The organism is Arthrobacter sp. 18067 (assembly GCF_902706295.1).
GTDB lineage: Bacteria > Actinomycetota > Actinomycetes > Actinomycetales > Micrococcaceae > Arthrobacter.
This window is the reverse complement of record NZ_CACSJJ010000009.1, coordinates 163,396-184,103: the sequence shown is the minus strand read 5'-3', so window position 1 is coordinate 184,103 and position 20,708 is coordinate 163,396. Positions and strand designations below refer to the sequence as shown.

The following is a 20,708-nucleotide window of genomic DNA, read 5'->3' as shown; positions in this document are numbered from 1 at the left end:
GTTGGCGGTAGCCTTGGACTTCTTGTGCGCTACGGCTTCAGTTCGGCGTTGATGGCCTTGAAGGCGTCGTTGAGGTAGCCACCGAGGATACCAACTGCGGCAATGATGACAACCGCGATCAGCGCAACCATGATGCCGTACTCAACGGCGGTTGCACCCCTCTCTTCCTTGGTGAAGCGATCCTTGACGCCGGCGACGAATGCAATCATGTTGACCATAAGAGTGTTCATGGTAAATCCTTCCCAGATTTTTGTTTGTAAATTGCCAAGATATAGGTCCAGCAAATTATCGGAATTTGCTCGATTCCCGAACTACCCCCATGTTGCCTTAGCGGTTCGGAATTCGATAAGACAAGAATTGCTTCTCCAGGGCACGCCAAACAATGCGTAGTCGTACTCAAATTTTCGTGCGGGACTGGGCGGGGGTACTCGATGCCCCTGAATCGGGTACTCAGTCTTCGCGTAGGGGGCGACGCCGGACTACTTGGAAAACAAAGAGTGCTTAGTGGTTTCAGGCCGGCTGGGGGCGGCGTTCAGCCGCGGAAGTCGTCAGTACTCGTAAAGCTGGTTGAGGAGAAGAATGACACCCAGGGTCGCGCTCACCATGGCCGGTCCGTGTGCTGTTTCCCGCGGTTTTTCGCGGTTTCCCATGCGTAACATCAGCACCGTCAGCACCCCGCCCACCACGAACCCCAAGAGAGCGCCATAGAAAAGCTGCTGCCAACCCAAGTACCCCAAGTACATGCCAAGGGGTGCTGCCAGCTTCACGTCGCCCATTCCGATGCTTCCCGGCGAAATAAGTCCAAGAATTAGGTAGCCCGCGAACAAAATGGCACCGCCGGCGACGGCGCGCAACAGCTCCGGCCATCCCGGAACAAGCGCTGCGGAGGCCGCCAGGAGCAGCAGGCCGCCTCCCAGGAGGAGCACAATGAGGGCATTAGGCAGCAAGTGCAGTGTGAAATCGATCCGTGAAAGCTGTACGCCAAGTAATGCCAGTAAAAGAAATGCCGGCAGTTCCAAAGAGATGCCAAACCGCCACGCGAGCAAGCCAAACAGCAGCGCGGTGACTGCCGCCGTCGTCATCCGGACCCTAGGGGAGGGGACTCCACCGAGCTGCGGCAGCCCGCGGGCGATCACGAACTCCGAAGCCGGGCTCAGCAGGAGGCCGGCCAGGGCGATGATGAGCGGAAAGGCGGGCCCGTCGGTCATGTACTCTCCCTCAATCAGTGCGCGACCCCCAGGGGCGGTTACCCCATTTTGACCCGGGCACCCCGTTGACGGTATTGTTTAGAGTCGTTGTGCGTGTCCTATCTCGATGACACATGCCTTGCGGGGGATCCAGTTGCAGGATCGCTAACTCCTGAGGCATTTCGAGATCCTGGGATGACTGGTACATAGAGCCCTCACCTCTGCTCCGGTAGCGCATACATAGTAGGTACACGCCTTATTGCGTGTCGCCTAAAACATGAACGCCAGAACAAGAACGAGGCAAAACCGTGCGTACGTACACCCCGAAGCCCGGCGATATCAACCGCCAGTGGCACGTCATTGACGCCACCGACGTTGTCCTTGGTCGTCTTGCCAGCCAGACCGCAACACTGCTGCGCGGAAAGCACAAGCCGACCTTTGCGTCCCACATGGACATGGGCGACTTCGTCATCATCATCAACGCTGAAAAGGTTGCCCTCACCGGCGCCAAGCTGGAGCAGAAGCGCGCATACCGCCACTCCGGTTACCCGGGCGGCCTGACCTCCGTCAACTACGCCGAGCTGTTGGAATCCAACCCGGTTCGCGCTGTTGAGAAGGCCATCAAGGGCATGCTCCCCAAGAACTCCCTCGCCGCTCAGCAGCTGGGCAAGCTCAAGGTCTACGCAGGCCCCGAGCACCCCCATGCTGCACAGCAGCCGAAGACTTTCGAAATCACCCAGGTCGCCCAGTAGTCCTGGCCACCAACCAACTTTTCATTACAAGGAGAACCGTGGCTCAGAACGAAGAACTGACCGCCGAAGCCGTCGAGGCTGAGGAAACCCTCACCAGCTACACCTCTGAAAGCACGTCTGCTGAAGACGCGCCCAAGAAGGAGCGCCCGGCGCTGACCGTTGCAGGCGCAGCAGTTGGCCGCCGCAAGGAAGCCGTTGCACGCGTTCGCGTTGTTCCGGGTTCCGGCAAGTGGACCATCAACGGTCGCACGCTGGACAACTACTTCCCGAACAAGCTGCACCAGCAGGACGTCAACGAGCCCTTCAAGATCCTTGATCTTGAAGGCGCCTACGACGTCATCGCCCGTATCCACGGCGGTGGCATCTCCGGCCAGGCCGGTGCGCTGCGCCTCGGCGTTGCTCGCTCGCTGAACGAGATCGACGTCGACAACAACCGCGCCACCCTCAAGAAGGCCGGCTACCTCAGCCGTGACGCCCGCGTCATCGAGCGTAAGAAGGCCGGTCTCAAGAAGGCTCGCAAGGCTCAGCAGTACTCCAAGCGTTAATTCGCTTCACCCCAAATCGCTGGGGTATCGAAAGCCCGTTCCGCCGTTTCGGCGGGGCGGGCTTTCGTCGTTAATACCGAACGTCAACAGCGCCGGGAATGGCTCGCATGTGACGCTCCGACACGCCCCCTGGACGGCTGGTGTCCCGTCGTCGTCTAAACTTGAGCCGATGTCTAGATTATTTGGAACAGATGGCGTGCGCGGTCTCGCGAACGGATTGCTCACCGCAGAGCTGGCTATGCAGCTCGCCCAGGCCGCCGCCGTCGTACTCGGCCATGACCGCACAACCAACGGCAAGCGGCCGCGCGCCGTCGTCGCCAGGGACCCCAGGGCGAGTGGTGAGTTCCTTGCTGCCGCCGTGGAAGCGGGGCTTTCCAGCTCCGGCATCGACGTCTATGACGCCGGTGTTCTTCCCACGCCTGCGGCCGCCTACCTGGTGGCAGATCTGGACGCCGATTTCGGCGTTATGTTGTCGGCCTCGCACAACCCCGCTCCGGACAACGGCATCAAGTTCTTCGCCCGGGGCGGCCAGAAGCTCCCGGACCACGTCGAAGACGCCATTGAGGCGCAGCTTGGCAAAGAGCCACAGCGCCCGATTGGAGCGGACGTTGGACGCATCCAGCGGTTCTCCGACGCTGAAGACCGCTACATCGTGCACCTGCTGGGCACGCTTCCCAAGCGCCTGGACGGCCTGAAGGTGGTCCTCGACTGCGCCCACGGCGCAGCGAGCGGTTGTTCACCCCAGGTATTCAAGGATGCCGGCGCGGACGTCGTGGTTATCGGCGCCGAGCCGGACGGCCTGAACATCAACGAGGGCGTGGGCTCCACCCACTTGGGCCCGTTGAAGGAAGCTGTGCTGCAGCACGGCGCAGACCTTGGCGTAGCCCACGACGGCGACGCCGACCGCTGCCTTGCCGTGGACCACGAAGGCAACGAAGTTGATGGCGACCAGATCATGGCCATCCTGGCACTTGCCCTCAATGACGCCGGAAAGCTCAAGGACAGCATCCTCGTTGCGACCGTCATGAGCAACCTCGGGCTCAAGATTGCTCTCAAGAACGCCGGTATCACCATCCGCGAAACCGGGGTGGGCGACCGTTACGTGCTCGAAGAAATGCGCGACGGCGGCTACAACCTCGGTGGCGAACAGTCGGGCCATGTGATCTTCTCCGACTACGCAACCACAGGCGATGGCGTCCTGACCGGTTTGCAGCTCGCAGCCCAGGTAGCCCTGACTGGCCGCAGCCTCAAGGATCTCGCTACGGCGATGACCAAACTCCCGCAGCTGATGATCAACGTCAAGGACGTGGACAAGGCCCGTGCCGGTACTGATGAAGGCGTTGCCGCTGCTGTGGCTGCAGCGGAAGTCGAATTGGGCGAGACCGGCCGCGTGCTTCTCCGCCCCTCGGGTACCGAGGCATTGGTCCGCGTCATGGTCGAAGCGGCCGACATGGAGACGGCTGAGCGAATCTGCAGTGGTCTTGCCGCGGTGGTCAAGGAGCGTTTGGGCGCTTCCAGCGAGATGGCTGTCTAAGACGTTTGAAAATGGCTTCGGCCCGCTCCCCGCTTCAGGCAGGGAGCGGGCCGAAGCCGTTTAAGGGCTAAAGGTAGTCGGGTGCCGCTTCGAGTCCGAAGTACTCTTCCAGCGTCGCGATGCCGCGCGCTGACATATCGGTTGCGGCCTCCACTCCGATGTAGCGCAGGTGCCAGGACTCGTAGAAATATCCCGTTGTGTCGTGGAACATCCATGGATAGCGGACCACGAAGCCAAACTTGTGCGCGTTGGCTTTCGCCCACACTGCGGCCGGTTGGTCAGCAAAGCATGGCTGGAAGCTGCATGCCCCTCCGCCGTCTCCGATGTCGAAGGACCAGCCGGTCTGGTGTTCGGAGTGCCCCGGGCGGGCTGAGGCGCGGTCTGCCGCCGCCTGGCCCGTGCTGGCGACGTACCCGCCGTAGGTAGCCACTTGCGTGGAGTAGGAGCGGTAGCCCGAAGCCAGCGTCATGATGACGCCCCCCGCTGCAGCGGCCGCGAAGAGCTTTTCTGCGGCAGCCGCCGTCGTGCTGTTGAGCAGTGCGGCTTCGCCGCTGACGGCGAGGCGGACGTTCGGCTGAACCAAATCTGTCGGGACGAAGTCCTGGGGGTTGAGGGGGCGGTGTTTGTTGACGATAACCCAGGGGCTGGTGGGGTCCGTCAGCGAATGCTGCGGAGCAACGGCGCTGGATGGGGCAGTGCTGGAAGGGGCAGTGCTGGGTGACGGTGTAACAGCGTCCGGCTCCACTGCGGCAGTCGCCGTGGTCGGGGTGCCGGAGGCGGCCGCGGGCGGTGTTTCGGAGGCCGAGGCAGCCCCGCTCGCGGCGTTGGCGGCGACCGGGGAGGGAACGGCGTTCTCAGGTGTGCAGGCGGCCAGGGCTGCCATTCCAGCGCCAGCTGTCAACAGGCCCGCGAAAACGCGTCGGCTGGGAAGTCGTTTCGGATCGGCCACGCTAGACCTTCCTCAGCAGCATGCGGCGGATGGAGTGGTCAGCGTCCTTGGTGAGTACCAGTTGGGCCCGGCCGCGGGTAGGCAGCACGTTTTCTTCGAGGTTGGGTTCGTTGATGCGCTTCCAAATGCCGCGGGCGGTCGATTCGGCGTCGTCGTCGGACAGCGTGGCGTAACGGTGGAAGTAGGACTCCGGCTGCGCGAAGGCTGTGGTCCGCAGCTTCCGGAAGCGGTCCACGTACCACTCCTCGATGTAAGAGGTCTTGGCGTCCACATAGATGGAGAAGTCGAAGAAGTCGCTGACGGCCAGTCCTTGCTTGCCGTCCATTCGGGGGCGGGCCGGGGCGAGGACGTTCAGGCCTTCCACGATCAGGACATCGGGACGCCGAACCACCACTTCCTTGCCCGGAACAATGTCGTACGTTACGTGGGAATACCAAGGCGCCCGAACCTCTTCGGCGCCACCTTTGACTTCCGAGACAAAGCGAAGGAGCCCGCGGCGGTCATATGACTCCGGAAATCCCTTGCGTTCGAGCAGATGCCGGCGTTTGAGCTCGGCCAAAGGGTAGAGGAAACCATCCGTGGTGATGAGTTCCACATTGGGGGTCCCGGGCCAGCGCCGGAGCATTTCCCGAAGCACGCGGGCGATGGTGGACTTGCCGACGGCCACGGAGCCTGCCACGCCGATGACGAACGGCGTGCGTTGGGTTTGCTCGCCCAGGAAGGTGGTTGTTGCCGCGTGGAGCTGGTGCGATGCCTGGACATACAGGTGCAGGAGCCGCGAAAGCGGAAGGTAAACCTCGCGGACTTCCTTCATGTCCAGGGGGTCACCGAGGCCGCGGAGACGGAAGATGTCCTCTTCGTTGAGGGGCTGCTCCATCTGCGCTGCAAGCCTGGACCACGTTTGACGGTCCAGCTCTACAAATGGGGAAGCGCCGTCGCCATTAGCTTCGGTGCGTTGCAAAGTCACGCTCATGATTCTGCCCTCCACGCGGCGGATCAGGAAATGCGCGACGACGGGAGGGTGAATTGTGAGGGTTGGACATCATACTGGCAAGAGGAGGAGCTGGGATGTCCCACGTCAGTTGTTTGCGCTAGACGTTAGGCTTGTACCCATGTGTGGAATCGTAGGCTATGTTGGCAATTCGTCTCGCAAGGCAGCTGGTCACAGCGCCCTTGACGTCGTCGTGGAAGGGCTGCGCCGTCTTGAGTACCGCGGCTATGACTCCGCAGGCGTCGCAGTGGTGGCTGACGGGGCAATCTCGTCCCGTAAAAAGTCCGGCAAGCTGAGCAACCTGATCAGTGAACTGGAAGCAAATCCGGTCCCTGAATCCCTGACCGGCATCGGCCATACCCGTTGGGCCACCCACGGCGGCCCCACCGACCGCAACGCGCACCCGCACCTCTCCGACGGCGGCCGCCTTGCACTTATTCACAACGGCATCATCGAGAACTTCGCTGAGCTCAAGCAGGAACTGCTCGCCAAGGGCGTCACCTTCGAGTCGGAAACCGACACCGAAGTTGCTGCCGCGCTGGTAGGGGACATCTTCCGCACCGAGCTCAATGGCGACGGCGGCAACCTCACCGAGGCGATGCGCCTGGCTTGCCAGCGACTCGAAGGCGCCTTCACCCTTCTGGCAGTACACGCAGACCAGCCCGACGTCGTCGTTGCTGCCCGCCGTAACTCTCCGCTGGTAGTGGGCCTGGGCGATGGCGAGAACTTCCTCGGCTCCGACGTCTCCGGCTTCATCGACTACACCCGCCGCGCCGTGGAGCTGGGCCAGGACCAGATCGTCACCATCACCGCGGACTCCGTGGAAATCACCGACTTCTTCGGCGCTCCCGCCGAGGGCAAGGAATACCACGTCGACTGGGACCCGGCATCTGCCGAAAAGGGTGGCTTCAGCTCCTTCATGGAGAAGGAAATCCACGACCAGCCCGACGCCGTCGCGCAGACCCTCCTGGGCCGCTCCGACCTCGACGGCAAGCTGACCCTGGACGAGCTCCGCATCGATCCGGAGCTCCTCAAGCAGGTTGACAAGATCATCGTGCTGGCTTGCGGTACCGCGGCCTACGCCGGCCTGGTTGCCAAATACGCAATCGAGAACTGGTGCCGGATCCCCACGGAGGTGGAACTTGCGCACGAGTTCCGTTACCGCGATCCGATCGTGGACTCCAACACCCTGGTGGTTTCCATCAGCCAGTCGGGCGAGACCATGGACACGCTGATGGCCGTCCGTTACGCCCGCGAACAGGGCGCCAAGACGATCTCCATCTGCAACACCAACGGTTCCACCATCCCGCGCGAATCCGACGCCGTGCTCTACACGCACGCCGGCCCGGAAATCGCTGTTGCTTCCACCAAGGCATTCCTGGCGCAGATCACCGCTGCATACCTCCTGGGCCTGTACCTTGCGCAGCTGCGCGGCAACATCTTCTCCGGCCAGATCAAGGACGTCCTCGCGGACCTCAACAAGATCCCGGCCAAGATCCAGCACATCCTGGACAACGCAGGACCCTTGCGCGAGCTCGCCCGCAGCATGAAGGACGAGAAGTCCGTGCTGTTCCTGGGCCGCCACGTTGGCTACCCGGTTGCCCTCGAAGGCGCCTTGAAGCTCAAGGAAATCGCGTACATCCACGCTGAAGGCTTCGCCGCAGGTGAGCTCAAGCATGGTCCGATCGCCCTGATCGACGACGGCCAGCCGGTCTTCGTCGTGGTGCCGTCCCCGCGTGGCCGCGACTCCCTGCACTCCAAGGTGGTCAGCAACATCCAGGAAGTGCGTGCACGTGGTGCCCGTACCCTGGTGATCGCTGAAGAAGGCGACGAGTCGGTCAAGGACTACGCAGAGCACGTGTTCTACGTTCCCGAGACGCCCACGCTGCTGATGCCGTTGCTCACCACCGTTCCGCTGCAGATCTTCGCTGCTGAACTGGCCGGCGCCAAGGGCTACGACGTAGACCAGCCGCGTAACCTCGCCAAGAGCGTGACCGTAGAATAACGCCATGATTGTTGGCATTGGCGTAGACGTCGTAGACATCGAACGGTTCGGCCGGCAGTTGGAACGGACGCCCGGACTCCGGGACCGCCTGTTTGTTCCTGCCGAACGGGAACTCAACACACGCTCTCTGGCTGCCCGTTTTGCAGCCAAGGAAGCCGTGGCCAAGGTCCTGGGCGCTCCGGCAGGCATGAACTGGCAGGACTGCTGGATCGGCCTCGACCAGAATGGCCCCACGGTCCAGGTCAAAGGAACCGTGCTTGCCGTGGCTGAGGCCAAGGGCGTCAAGCGCTGGCACCTGTCCATAAGCCACGACGGCGGCATCGCTACGGCGACTGTCCTCGCCGAGGGCTAAACGGACTCTCAACAGCAAATGATCAGCGCCTTCACCGGACAACAGATCAGGGATGCGGAACAACCGCTCCTGGGCTCCGGTGAGGGCGCTGTTCTTATGCAACGGGCAGCTTATGGGCTTGCCCAAACAGTGGCGCGTGAGGTCAAACGCAGGCGCAAGCTGCCCGGTGCAAGCGCCACAGTCCTCGCCGGCAAGGGAAACAACGGTGGCGACGGCCTTTTTGCGGCGGCCTTACTTGCACGGCGGGGGATGCGTACGACGGCGGTACTCGCCGCTGATGAGGTGCATCCTGAGGCGCTGGCTGCATTTTCTGCGGCAGGCGGGAGGACTCTGCGGCTGGAGCCTGGGAATGCTGAAGAGCTCGCGGTCCTATGCGCCGGCGACGACGTGATCATTGATGCGTTGCTGGGTACGGGGGCCCGTGGGGGCTTACGCGGCCCCTCTGCGGAACTGGTTGCGTCTCTCCAGGAACTGCGTCCGCGGTTGGTAGTGGCGTGCGACCTCCCCAGCGGGCTCGATGCCAACACCGGAGAAGTGCACTGGCCGGTGCTGGACGCGAACGTCACTGTAACTTTTGGCGGCGTCAAGGCCGGCCTGATGACGGATCCGGGCGAAGGGTCTTCCGGCCGTATCGAACTTGTGCGGATCGGTATTGACCTGGAATCACAAAAACCGGAACTCCGCCGCCTCACTGCCCAGGACGTGGGAGCCTTGCTGCCCAAGCCTGGCCGCCGCGCACAGAAATACTCCCGGGGCGTCCTTGGCGTTGTGGCCGGTTCTGCGCGTTTTGCCGGCGCCGCGGTCCTGGGCGTCCATGCGGCAGCCCTCACTGGCGTGGGGATGGTGCGGTACCTCGGCCCCCAAATCGTCGCGCAGCTAGTGCTGGCCAAGACTCCGGAAGCATTGTGGGAATCCGCTGAGCCTGGCCGCGTCCAAGCGTGGTTGCTGGGCTCCGGTGTTGACGGCGACGAACAATTGGAGCGCGCCAAGGACACCGCGGCGGTGGCTCTCGCGGCTGATGTGCCGGTGGTGGTGGATGCCGGCGCCCTGAGCCTTCTGCCGGAACGCTGCCCTCCCCACTGGATTCTGACACCGCATGCAGGAGAACTCGCCACGTTGCTGGCCTCTCTTCCTTCCACGGGCGAGGTAGCCGTGACGCGCGACGACGTGGAATCCCGGCCGCTGCACTTCGTACGGAAGGCCGCCGAACAAACTGGCGCAACCGTGCTGCTGAAAGGTGCAACCACACTGGTTGCCTCGCCGTCGGGCGTTGTTTTCAGCCAGTCCGAGGGCACCGCGTGGATGGCGACCGCAGGCAGCGGCGACGTCCTCGGCGGCGTGTTGGGCGCCTTGCTGGCGCAGTCTGCAGAATCGATCACGGACGACGACGGCGCGTACGCAGGCTTGGGCTTGGATGTTGCCGACCGCTGGGCTGCCCTGGCCGCGGTTGCCGCGAGCGTCCATGGCCGGGCAGGGTCGGCAGCGTCCGCAGAACTGGATGGAGGACCCCTTACAGCGTCGGCGATCATGGCTGCGGTGCCGCGCGTCATTGGTTCGCTCAACGCGGAATGCGACCGTACAAGACCCTAAGGTTACTGTCCGTGTCATGGGTCATGAGTAGGCTTGCAGCAGTTGTTCGCATCATCAAGAGGAGAACGCATGGAAGTCTGGCCTGGATCGGCTTATCCGCTGGGTGCCACCTTTGACGGCACCGGTACCAACTTCGCGCTGTTCAGCGAGAAGGCCGAAAAAGTGGAGCTGTGCCTCTTCGACGACGACGGCGGGGAAGTCCGCGTGGACGTCACCGAGGTGGACGGTTACGTGTGGCATTGCTACCTCCCGCAAGCCCAGCCGGGGCAGAAGTACGGCTACAGGGTGCATGGGCCCTACGACCCCGATTCCGGTCAGCGCTTCAACCCCAACAAGCTGCTGCTGGATCCTTACGCCAAGGCCATCCACCGGCAGATTGACTGGGATCCGTCCCTGTTCTCGTACAACATGGGGGACCCGGAATCCCGAAACGATGAGGATTCAGCCCCGCACATGATGCTGGGCGTGGTCATCAACCCGTTCTTCGACTGGGATGGCGACAAGCTCCTGCGGATTCCGTACCACAAGTCGGTCATTTACGAGGCCCACGTCAAGGGCCTGACCCAGATGCATCCTGAGGTACCCGAGGAGCAGCGCGGCACCTATGCCGGAGTCGCGCATCCTGCGGTCATTTCCCATCTACAGAAGCTTGGCATTACTGCCATTGAGTTGATGCCGGTCCACCAATTCGTCAACGACGGCATCCTGCAGGACAAGGGGCTGAACAACTACTGGGGCTACAACACCATTGGCTTCTTCGCGCCCCACAACAGCTACAGCTCCAAGGGCGACACCGGCCAGCAGGTCCAGGACTTCAAGGCAATGGTCCGGACACTGCACAACGCGGGAATCGAAGTCATCCTTGACGTCGTGTACAACCACACAGCCGAGGGCAACCACTTGGGGCCCACGCTGTCCTTCAAGGGCATCGACAACTCCGCGTACTACCGGCTGGTGGAGGATGACCAGAAGTACTACATGGACTACACCGGCACGGGCAATTCCCTCAATGTCCGCAGCCCGCATTCCCTGCAGTTACTCATGGATTCCCTGCGCTACTGGGTGACGGAAATGCACGTTGATGGTTTCCGCTTTGACCTAGCCTCCACCTTGGCGCGCGAGTTCTACGACGTCGACAAGCTCTCCACGTTCTTCGAACTCATCCAGCAGGACCCCGTAGTTTCCCAGGTGAAGCTCATTGCCGAGCCGTGGGACGTAGGCCCCGGCGGATACCAGGTGGGCAACTTCCCGCCGCAGTGGACGGAATGGAACGGCCAGTACCGGGACACCGTCCGCGACTTCTGGCGTGGTGAACCATCCACCCTGGGTGAATTCGCTTCCCGGTTGACTGGATCGGCGGACCTTTACGAACATTCAGGCCGTCGCCCGGTGGCCTCGATCAACTTCGTTACCGCCCACGACGGTTTCACCTTGGCCGACCTCGTCTCCTACAACGAGAAACACAACGAGGCCAACGGTGAAGACAACAATGACGGCGAATCGCACAACCGGTCCTGGAACTGCGGTGCCGAGGGGCCCACGGATGATCCCACTGTCCTTGGCCTGAGAGCACGCCAACAGCGCAACTTCATCGCCACCTTGTTCCTCTCCCAGGGCGTCCCCATGCTCCTGCACGGCGACGAGCTCGGCCGGACACAGAGCGGCAACAACAACGGCTACTGCCAGGACTCCGAACTCACATGGATCAACTGGGAGACTGTGGACCAGCCCCTGATCGAGTTCACGGCCGCGGTGTGCGCGCTCCGGGCCAAGCACCCCAGCCTGCGCCGCAGCCGGTTCTTTGACGGACGCCCTGTACTGCGTGGCGAAGGCGAGCGTCTCCCGGACATTGTTTGGTTGGACGCTGACGCGAGCACCATGAGTCCTTCTGATTGGGATGAGGCGTTGGGCCGTTCGGTGGGTGTGTTCCTCAACGGCGATGGCATCCACGGCCGTGACAACCAGGGCCGGCGGATTACCGACGTCAACTTCCTGCTCTACTTCAACGCAGACCAGGATGAGGTGGGCTTCAGGATCCCTTCCGATGAATACGCGCCGGCGTGGGACGTCATGATCGACACCGCCGGAGAGGGCGCCGAAGCCGGTGTCGTCAAGCCGGACCAGATCCTCATGGTCGGTGCCAAGTCCCTGGTGGTGCTGCGTGCGCACAGCACCCCTGAGGTGGAGCCTGACCATTCGGTCGCGGCTTCGTTGGCGGCGCTGACCCAGACGAGCACCCCGGAAACGGCATCCATCACCGCCCCTGCCGTGACGTCGCTGCCCTTCGATTACAAGGCAGACGCCCCTGCGGATGAGGAAGCCGGAGCATCAAAGAAGGTGGACTCATGAGGACACCCGTCTCGACGTATCGCCTCCAGATCCGGCCAAGCTTCACGCTGCAGGACGCTGCCCAGCTCACTGGCTACCTGCGCTCCCTTGGAGCCGACTGGGTCTATGTCTCGCCGATCCTGACCGCGGAGAAGGGCTCGGACCACGGCTACGACGTCACCGATCCCTCCACCGTGGATCCCGCACGCGGCGGTCCGGAGGGGCTCGCTGCCCTGTCCCAGGCCGCCAGTGAGCAGGGTCTGGGCATTCTTGCCGACATAGTGCCCAACCACATGGGTGTTGCCTCTCCCGGGCAGAACTCCTGGTGGTGGCAGCTCCTGAAGGAAGGGCGGACGTCCAAGTACGCCGAGGCCTTCGATGTTGACTGGGATTTCGGTGGCGGGAAAATCCGCATCCCGATCCTTGGCAGTGACGACGACCTTGACCAGCTCACCATTGTGGACGGCGAACTGCACTACTACGATCACCGCCTTCCGCTGGCCGAAGGCACGTTCAGCAGCGGGGACAGCCCACGGAATGTCCATGCGCGGCAGCACTACGAGCTGGTGGGCTGGCGCAGGGCGGATGCCGAACTGAACTACCGTCGCTTCTTCGCCGTGAATACTCTGGCCGGCGTACGGGTGGAGATCCCCTGGGTCTTTGACGAGTTCCACGAAGAGATCGTCCGCTGGTTCCGTGAAGAGCTGGTGGACGGACTCAGGATCGACCACCCGGACGGCCTGGCTGATCCTGAGGCGTATCTCGCCAGGCTCCGCGAGGCAACGGGCGGCGCCTACCTTCTTGTAGAGAAGATCCTGGAACCGGGGGAGACGTTGCCGGACACCTTCGACTGTGAAGGCACCACCGGCTACGACGCACTCGCTGACGTGGACCGCCTGTTTGTGGACCCGGCCGCCGAGGAATACCTCGATTCCCTCGACGCCAGGTTGCGGGACGCGGAAGCTCCGGCGGACTACGAAGCCATGATCCATGGGACCAAGCGCCGTATTGCGGACGGCATCCTGCGATCGGAAATCCTGCGGCTCGCGCGTCTTGTGCCGAAGGCCGCCCAGCTGTCTCCGGAGATGGTGGCTGACGCCATCGCGGAAGTCATCTGCTGCTTCCCCATCTACCGGACGTATCTCCCGTATGGCCAGGAGATACTGCTGGAGTCCATCAACCGTGCGGCGGAGAACCGTGAAGACCTGAAGGCGGTGCTGGAAGACCTGACGCCGTACCTCTTGGACACCGAAGGCGAGCTCGCGCGTCGCTTCCAGCAGACATCCGGCATGGTGATGGCCAAGGGCGTGGAGGACACGGCGTTCTTCCGCTACACACGGCTTGGGACGCTGACCGAGGTGGGTGCAGACCCCACCGAGTTTGCCGTCTCCACCCAGGATTTCCATGAGCGCATGGCCCGTCGCCAAGCCAATCTGCCGCTGTCAATGACTACCTTGAGCACGCACGATACCAAGCGCAGCGAGGACGCCCGTGCACGGATCTCCGTCATTTCCGAAGCTGTCCCCGAGTGGGAATTGTTCCTCGGGACGGTCCAGGAGCTGGCCCCTATCCCGGATGGACCCTTGGCTGCACTCGTGTGGCAGTCGATCGTCGGCGCATGGCCGGCAGACCGTGGACGACTCCAGTCCTACGCGTTGAAAGCGGCCCGTGAGGCAGGCAACTCCACCAACTGGACCGACCCCAACCAGGAGTTCGAGCGCCACCTTGCTGCCGCCGTCGACGCCGCCTTTGATATGCCGGAAGTTGCGGCAGCGATCACGAACTTCGTGGCTGAGCTCGAACCGTACGGCACCTCCAACTCGCTGTCCGCCAAGCTCATCCAGCTGACCATGCCCGGTGTCCCTGACGTGTACCAAGGCACGGAATTCAGGGATGGTTCGCTGACCGATCCTGACAACCGGCGCCCCGTGGACTTCCAGGCCCGCATCGAAGCGTTGGCGGACTTGGACATGGGAGCGCAGCCTGATTACACCGAGGAAGCCGCCAAGCTTCTGGTTGTCTCCCGGGCCTTGAGGCTACGCCGCGACCGGCCTGAGCTGTTCGGCGGCTACCTTCCGGTGGCAGCCCAAGGGCCGGCAGCAACCCACGTGGTTGCTTTCGACCGCGGCACAAACCGGCGCGGCGCCCTCACTGTTGGCACTCGCCTCCCCAAACGCCTGGTAGCCGAAGGCGGCTGGCGCGACACGGTCATCGAGTTATCCGTAGGCTTCCGGAACGAACTCACTGGTGCCACGTATGGTGCCGGTGCCGTCCCGGTGGCCACTCTGCTGGAGCAGTATCCGGTGGCCCTTTTGGTGCCCACTGACTGATTCCGGACCACCCACACCGCCACTGCAACGCACGCTTGAATATGTACAGGGGAGCATGATGCTGGAGCACGCCGCTGGAAAGAACCGTTACGACGTCTGGGCGCCGAATGCTGATTCGGTCCGGCTGCTTGCCGGCGGGCATGAGTACGTCATGGAACACCATCACGACGGCGCCGCCGCGGGATGGTGGCGGGCGCCGGCTGACGCTGTGGCTCAGTCAGGTGACAGTGTGCCCTACGGGTACGTCGTGGACGGAGAGGGACCGTTCCCGGATCCGCGGTCGCGGAGGCAACCTGAGGGCGTGCACGGGTTATCCGTCACATTCGATCCTTCCGCCCATGAATGGCAGGACTCGGCCTGGCAAGGCCGGGAGCTTAAGGGGGCTGTCATCTATGAGCTGCACCTGGGTACCTTCACCCCTGAGGGGACGCTGGATGCAGCCGCCGCCAAACTGGACTATCTGGTGGACCTTGGCGTGGACTTCATTGAGCTGCTGCCGGTCAACGGGTTCAACGGAGTCCACAACTGGGGCTACGACGGCGTCCTTTGGTATGTTGTCCATGAGCCATACGGCGGCCCGGCGGCGTACCAACGATTTGTCGATGCTGCCCACGCCGCAGGCTTGGGCGTCATTCAGGATGTCGTCTACAACCACCTTGGGCCCAGCGGGAACTATCTACCCAAGTTCGGACCGTACCTGAAGTCGGGGGAGGGGAACACCTGGGGCGACTCAGTAAACCTGGATGGCCCGGGTTCGGACGACGTTCGGCGCTACATCCTTGAGAACGCGGCGATGTGGCTCCGTGACTACCACGTGGATGGACTCCGTCTCGATGCCGTCCACGCCCTGCGCGACGAACGGGCCGTCCATATCCTGGAGGACTTCGGAGCCTTGGGGGATCAGATCGAGGCCGAGACAGGGATCCCCAAGACCCTGATTGCGGAATCGGATTTGAACAACCCACGGCTCATCTATCCCCGCAGGGACAACGGCTACGGACTCGAAGGCCAGTGGAGCGACGACTTCCACCACGCCGTCCACGTCAACCTCAGCGGGGAGACCGCCGGCTATTACGCGGACTTCGACTCGCTCGCAGTCCTGGCGAAGGTCCTGGAACACGGATTCCTCCACGACGGCAGCTACTCCAGCTTCCGTGGACGGCACCACGGCAGGCCCATTCGGCGGGACCTGGCACATCCATCAGCGCTGGTGGTCTGCCTCCAAAACCACGACCAAATCGGCAACCGCGCTATCGGAGATCGACTCACCGCCTCGCTGGGTTACGGGAAGTTGGCAATCGGCGCCGTGCTGACCATGACATCCCCCTTCACGCCCATGCTGTTCATGGGTGAGGAGTTCGGTGCGTCCACGCCGTGGCAGTTCTTCACTTCCCACCCGGAGCCGGAACTCGGCAAGGCTACGGCCGAGGGAAGGATCAAGGAATTCGAACGCATGGGATGGGATCCCGCGGTTGTTCCTGATCCACAGGATCCGCAAACGTTCCTGCGGTCCAAACTCAAGTGGGAAGAAACCGGCGAAGGGGACCACGCGCGCCTGCTTCAGCTGTACAAGGATTTAGCACAGCTGCGCCGGAACACCCCGGAATTGGTGGAAGGAGGCTTCGGCAGCACGGTGGTGGAGTATGACGACGACGAACACTGGCTGCAGATGTCCCGCGGCACCGTCCGGGTGGTGTGCAATTTTGGGGACGAAGCACTCGGAACACCCCTAAGCGGCTCCATCCTGGTGGCCACTGACCATGAAGCAGCCCTGGACAAAGGAACTCTGACGCTTCCCGGCGGGAGCGCCGCCGTCGTTCGTCTCCACTGAACCCGAGCCACGCCGAGGGTGACGGCGCCCACATGGCGGACAGCGCCGTCGCCCCGGTTTGTGCAGTGGCAGGATGGTACGTATGACTTATTCGGCTGCGGAAAACCGCTACGAAACCATGCCCTACCGCCGCGTCGGACGCAGCGGACTCAAGCTCCCCGCCATCTCGCTGGGCCTTTGGCACAACTTTGGCGATGACAAGCGGTTCGACGAACAGCGCGCCATCCTGCGCCGGGCGTTTGACCTGGGTGTTACCCACTTCGACCTCGCCAACAACTACGGTCCGCCGGACGGATCAGCCGAAACGAACTTCGGACGCCACCTGAAGGACGACTTCAAGCCGTACCGCGACGAACTGGTGATCTCCACGAAAGCCGGCTACTACATGTGGCCCGGCCCGTACGGCGAGTGGGGATCCCGCAAGAACCTGATCTCCAGCCTCGACCAGTCCCTGGAGCGCATGGGCCTGGACTACGTGGACATCTTCTACAGCCACCGCCCGGACCCGGAGACGCCGCTTGAAGAAACCATGGGCGCGCTGGACTACGCTGTCCGTTCCGGCAAGGCCCTGTATGCCGGCATCTCCTCCTATACCCCGGAACAGACACTGGAAGCTGCCCGGATCCTTAAGGAGCTCGGAACACCGTTGCTCATTCACCAGCCCAGCTACTCCATGCTGAACCGGTGGACCGAGAACGGATCACCCAACCTCTACGAGGCACTGGACCAGGTGGGGGCCGGATCGATTGCCTTCTCGCCGCTTGCCCAGGGAATGCTGACCAACCGTTACCTCAAGGGCGTGCCGGCCGATTCGCGGGCTGCCAAGGAGCGGTTCCTGTCTGAATCCCAGCTGACCGAGGAGAAGCTGGATCGTGTGCGGGGGCTGAACGCCATCGCCGAGGGCCGTGGGCAATCACTGGCGCAGATGGCCATCGCCTGGATTCTCCGTGACCAGCCCAAGGGCTCGCCGGTGACCTCTGCACTGGTTGGGGCCTCAAGCGTGGCCCAGCTCGAGGACACACTCGCCGCCATCAACAACCTGAAGTTCACCACGGACGAACTGACGGCCATTGACGAGTTCGCAGTGGAATCGGACATCAACCGGTGGGCTCAGAAGTAGCCTCCGAAGTTTCGCCATAAAACAGCAGGGGTCGGTCGGGAACAAAGCCGGCCCCTGCTGTGTTGGTTACAATGCAAGAGTGCGCCGAATGGCGCCGTGCCAATCAGTCGTGCCCTGGACTCAGTCAGGGTTGCGCCTGGCACATGAGGTTTAGTTCTCAAGAGGAGTTCCGTGTCTTCACATCCGATTCGTGTTGCCATTGTCGGTGTAGGTAACTGCGCCGCATCGCTGGTCCAAGGTGTTCAGTACTATCGCGACGCTGACCCCAAGGCCACGATCCCGGGTCTGATGCACGTCGAGTTCGGCCAGTACCATGTCAACGACGTCCAGTTTGTTGCCGCTTTCGATGTTGATGGCAAGAAGGTTGGACTGGACCTGGCCGACGCCATCGGCGCCAGCGAAAACAACACCATCAAGATCGCCGACGTCCCCGCCACCGGTGTCACCGTCCAGCGCGGCCACACCCTTGACGGGCTGGGCAAGTACTATCGCGAGACCATCGTTGAGGCCCCGGAAGAAGCTGTGGACATCGTCGCAGCGTTGCGGGAGGCCAAGGCCGACGTCATGGTCTGCTACCTGCCCGTTGGTTCGGACCAGGCCGCAAAGTTCTACGCCCAGTGCGCCATCGACGCCGGTGTTGCGTTCGTTAACGCACTGCCCGTCTTCATCGCCGGAACCAAGGAGTGGGCTGACAAGTTCACCGAGGCCGGCATCCCGATCGTGGGGGATGACATCAAGAGCCAGATCGGTGCCACCATCACGCACCGCGTCATGGCCAAGCTCTTCGAAGACCGTGGCGTCACGCTGGACCGCACGTACCAGCTCAATGTCGGCGGCAACATGGACTTCAAGAACATGCTGGAGCGCGATCGCCTCGAGTCCAAGAAGATCTCCAAGACCCAGGCTGTGACCTCCAACGTCGAGGCCGAGCTGCACGCCGACGACGTCCACATCGGCCCGTCCGACTACGTTGCCTGGCTTGATGACCGCAAGTGGGCTTTCGTCCGCCTCGAAGGCCGTAATTTCGGTGACGCCCCGGTGTCTTTGGAGTACAAGCTCGAGGTTTGGGACTCCCCGAACTCCGCAGGTGTCATCATCGACGCCATCCGTGCCGCCAAGATCGGCCTGGACCGCGGCATTGGCGGGCCCCTTCTCTCGGCTTCCAGCTACTTCATGAAGTCCCCGCCGGAGCAGTTCAACGATGACCTCGCCCGTGACAAGGTTGAAGCCTTCATTCGCGGTGACATCGAGCGCTAAACCCCCGTTACATCAAACGCCCCCGTATCCGATACGGGGGCGTTTGTCGTCTCCCGACGCTCTCTCACGTCCTGTCGCTTGTGGGCCGATCTTCTCTCACTTTCTTCAAGAGAGTGAGAGAGGGTTGGGCGGAAGGGGGTTGGAGGTGAGAGCGTCAGAAGAGGCCGGTGGGCTGTCCTTCAGCGTCCACGTCCATGCGCATCGCCGCCGGTTCCTTTGGCAGGCCCGGCATGGTCATGACGGCCCCGGTCAAGGCGACAATGAACCCTGCCCCGGTCTTGGGGATCAGGTCTCGGACATGGACCCTGAATCCCTTGGGTGCGCCGAGCCTGGAGGCGTCGTCCGTGAACGAGTACTGTGTTTTGGCCATGCAGACGGGGAGACCGGACCAGCCGTTCTTGTCGATCTCGGCGAGGCGTTTCAAGGCCGGAACCGAGAATTCGACGCCCTCGGCACCGTAGATCTCCTGCACAATCGTTCGGATCTTGTCCTCAACGCTGAGTCCCAGGGGGTAGAGGTGATGGAAGTTGGACGGGGCGCCCAGGGCAGCTGCCACCTTCGCGGCCAACTCGTCACCGCCGTCGCCTCCACCTCCGTGGCCCCAAACATCAGCGACGGCGGCCTCCACGCCTTCCGCGGCGCACCAAGCCAAGAGCCACTGAAGTTCCTCGGGAGTGTCGGTGCCGAACTTGTTGATGGCGACAACAGGGGAGATACCGAACTTTGCGACGTTCCCAACGTGCCTCTTCAGGTTCTCCACCCCCGCAGCCACGGCCTCGACGTTGGGCTGGCTGAGTTGGTCCTTGGGAACCCCGCCCTGCATCTTGAGGGCACGGATGGTTGCTACGACCACGACGGCGGATGGCGCCACCTCGGCGATGCGCGCCTTGATGTTCATGTACTTTTCGGCGCCCAGGTCGGCTCCGAATCCGGCCTCGGTGACCACGATGTCGGCCAGCTGCATTGCGGTGGTGGTGGCGATCAGGGAATTGCAGCCATGGGCAATGTTGGCGAACGGTCCACCATGTACCAACGCCGGCGTTCCGGCGATGGTCTGGACGAGGTTGGGTTTGATGGCGTCCTTCAAGAGCATGGTCAGGGCACCCTCCACACCAAGGTCCGCCACAGTGACCGGCACACGGTCATGGGTGTACCCAAAAGTGATCCGTCCAAGACGCGCCCTGAGGTCGTCGAGGTCCGTGGCGAGACAGAAGACCGCCATGATCTCGGAAGCGACCGTGATGTCGAAGCCGTCCTGCCGGGGCACTCCCTGCATGGGCCCACCGAGCCCGATGACGACTTCCCGCAGTGAGCGGTCGTTCATGTCCAGCACGCGTTTGAACGTCATGCGGCGGGGATCGATTCCAAGTTCGTTCCCTTGGAAGATGTGGTTGTCCACCAGCGCCATGAGCGCGTTGTTCGCAGATGTGATGGCGTGGAAGTCGCCAGTGAAATGCAGGTTGATGTCGTCCATGGGCAACACCTGGGAGTAGCCGCCACCTGTGGCGCCGCCCTTCATGCCCAGGATGGGACCCAGGGAGGGCTCGCGCAAAGCGATCATCACTTTGTGCCCTGCACGGGCCAGGGAGTCCGCGAGTCCCACTGTGGTGGTGGATTTGCCTTCGCCGGCAGGAGTGGGCGACATGGCAGATACGAGCACCACCTTGCCGTTGGGCTTCCCGGACGGGAGTACCAGTTTGGCCGGATTGATTTTCGCCTTGTATGGCCCGTACAGCTCCAGGGCATCCACGTTGATGCCCGCCCGTTCGGCGATGTCCTCGATGGGCAGCATGGTGGCGTTGCGGGCAATTTCAAGATCAGTCATGACCTTTTCAGACATCGTTGTCCTTCGGCTGAGTGTCCCTGCAGCGTGGATGGTGCTGCAGGCGTTCATACGCTGTGCGCGACAATCTATCAGCCCTGGAGCGGGATCCGGG

The 20,708-nt window shown here is 62.7% G+C and carries 16 protein-coding genes; 11 read left to right on the top strand and 5 right to left on the bottom strand.

Annotated elements, in window-relative coordinates; translation table 11 throughout:
• Positions 1-29: 29 nt before the first annotated feature.
• Together GVL04_RS11175 and GVL04_RS11170 are read right to left on the bottom strand one after the other, a co-directional pair.
• Positions 30-230, bottom strand: coding sequence for a Flp family type IVb pilin (locus GVL04_RS11175; RefSeq protein ID WP_159704014.1), 201 nt, complete (start codon positions 228-230; stop codon positions 30-32).
• A 318-nt stretch (positions 231-548) separates the two neighbouring features.
• On the bottom strand, positions 549-1,208 hold the full coding sequence (locus tag GVL04_RS11170; protein ID WP_159704011.1) for a prepilin peptidase: 660 nt from the start codon (positions 1,206-1,208) through the stop codon (positions 549-551).
• A 287-nt stretch (positions 1,209-1,495) separates the two neighbouring features.
• On the opposite strand from GVL04_RS11170, the gene rplM reads away from it, so the two are divergent.
• The 3 genes from rplM (at position 1,496) to glmM (ending at position 4,018) form a co-directional block, all read left to right on the top strand.
• Positions 1,496-1,939 carry a 50S ribosomal protein L13 gene (rplM, locus tag GVL04_RS11165; RefSeq protein WP_011775554.1) on the top strand — a complete coding sequence of 148 codons (444 nt, stop codon included), beginning with the start codon at positions 1,496-1,498 and terminating at the stop codon, positions 1,937-1,939.
• Between the two features lie 38 nt (positions 1,940-1,977).
• Positions 1,978-2,484 (top strand): 30S ribosomal protein S9, encoded by a 507-nt coding sequence (gene rpsI, locus GVL04_RS11160; protein ID WP_011775553.1) that lies wholly within the window; start codon positions 1,978-1,980, stop codon positions 2,482-2,484.
• 169 nt (positions 2,485-2,653) lie between these two features.
• Positions 2,654-4,018, top strand: a complete 1,365-nt coding sequence (glmM, locus tag GVL04_RS11155) for a phosphoglucosamine mutase (protein WP_159704008.1) — start codon at positions 2,654-2,656, stop codon at positions 4,016-4,018.
• Positions 4,019-4,085: 67 nt separating this feature from the next.
• Here glmM and GVL04_RS11150 read toward each other — a convergent pair whose 3' ends face one another.
• Together GVL04_RS11150 and coaA are read right to left on the bottom strand one after the other, a co-directional pair.
• Positions 4,086-4,901 (bottom strand): D-alanyl-D-alanine carboxypeptidase family protein, encoded by an 816-nt coding sequence (locus GVL04_RS11150; protein ID WP_159704069.1) that lies wholly within the window; start codon positions 4,899-4,901, stop codon positions 4,086-4,088.
• 67 nt (positions 4,902-4,968) lie between these two features.
• Entirely contained in the window at positions 4,969-5,940 is a 972-nt protein-coding gene (gene coaA, locus GVL04_RS11145; RefSeq protein ID WP_026539842.1) for a type I pantothenate kinase, read from the bottom strand.
• A gap of 139 nt (positions 5,941-6,079) precedes the next feature.
• Between coaA and glmS the strand changes: the two genes are divergently transcribed.
• The 8 genes from glmS to GVL04_RS11105 all read left to right on the top strand — a co-directional run bounded on the left by glmS (position 6,080) and on the right by GVL04_RS11105 (position 18,771).
• A complete protein-coding gene (gene glmS, locus GVL04_RS11140) occupies positions 6,080-7,963 on the top strand; it encodes a glutamine--fructose-6-phosphate transaminase (isomerizing) (RefSeq protein WP_159704005.1) in 1,884 nt (627 codons plus the stop codon).
• Positions 7,964-7,967: 4 nt separating this feature from the next.
• Positions 7,968-8,315, top strand: coding sequence for a holo-ACP synthase (locus tag GVL04_RS11135; protein WP_018760400.1), 348 nt, complete (start codon positions 7,968-7,970; stop codon positions 8,313-8,315).
• 18 nt (positions 8,316-8,333) lie between these two features.
• Positions 8,334-9,905 carry an NAD(P)H-hydrate epimerase gene (locus GVL04_RS11130; protein ID WP_200846817.1) on the top strand — a complete coding sequence of 524 codons (1,572 nt, stop codon included), beginning with the start codon at positions 8,334-8,336 and terminating at the stop codon, positions 9,903-9,905.
• A gap of 69 nt (positions 9,906-9,974) precedes the next feature.
• The gene (gene glgX / locus GVL04_RS11125; protein ID WP_159704002.1) at positions 9,975-12,254 is read left to right on the top strand and encodes a glycogen debranching protein GlgX; all 2,280 of its coding nucleotides are present in this window, start codon (positions 9,975-9,977) and stop codon (positions 12,252-12,254) included.
• On the top strand, positions 12,251-14,563 hold the full coding sequence (gene treY / locus GVL04_RS11120) for a malto-oligosyltrehalose synthase (RefSeq protein WP_159703999.1): 2,313 nt from the start codon (positions 12,251-12,253) through the stop codon (positions 14,561-14,563). Before glgX ends, treY begins: the two co-directional genes overlap by 4 nt.
• A gap of 58 nt (positions 14,564-14,621) precedes the next feature.
• Positions 14,622-16,394, top strand: coding sequence for a malto-oligosyltrehalose trehalohydrolase (treZ, locus tag GVL04_RS11115; RefSeq protein ID WP_159704065.1), 1,773 nt, complete (start codon positions 14,622-14,624; stop codon positions 16,392-16,394).
• A gap of 82 nt (positions 16,395-16,476) precedes the next feature.
• Positions 16,477-17,514: an L-glyceraldehyde 3-phosphate reductase gene (gene mgrA / locus GVL04_RS11110; RefSeq protein ID WP_159703996.1), complete on the top strand. Its 1,038-nt coding sequence runs from the start codon at positions 16,477-16,479 to the stop codon at positions 17,512-17,514.
• A gap of 171 nt (positions 17,515-17,685) precedes the next feature.
• Positions 17,686-18,771, top strand: a complete 1,086-nt coding sequence (locus GVL04_RS11105) for an inositol-3-phosphate synthase (protein ID WP_024817551.1) — start codon at positions 17,686-17,688, stop codon at positions 18,769-18,771.
• Positions 18,772-18,925: 154 nt separating this feature from the next.
• On the opposite strand, the gene GVL04_RS11100 is transcribed toward GVL04_RS11105, so the two are convergent.
• Entirely contained in the window at positions 18,926-20,611 is a 1,686-nt protein-coding gene (locus GVL04_RS11100) for a formate--tetrahydrofolate ligase (protein ID WP_159703993.1), read from the bottom strand.
• Positions 20,612-20,708: the final 97 nt, after the last annotated feature.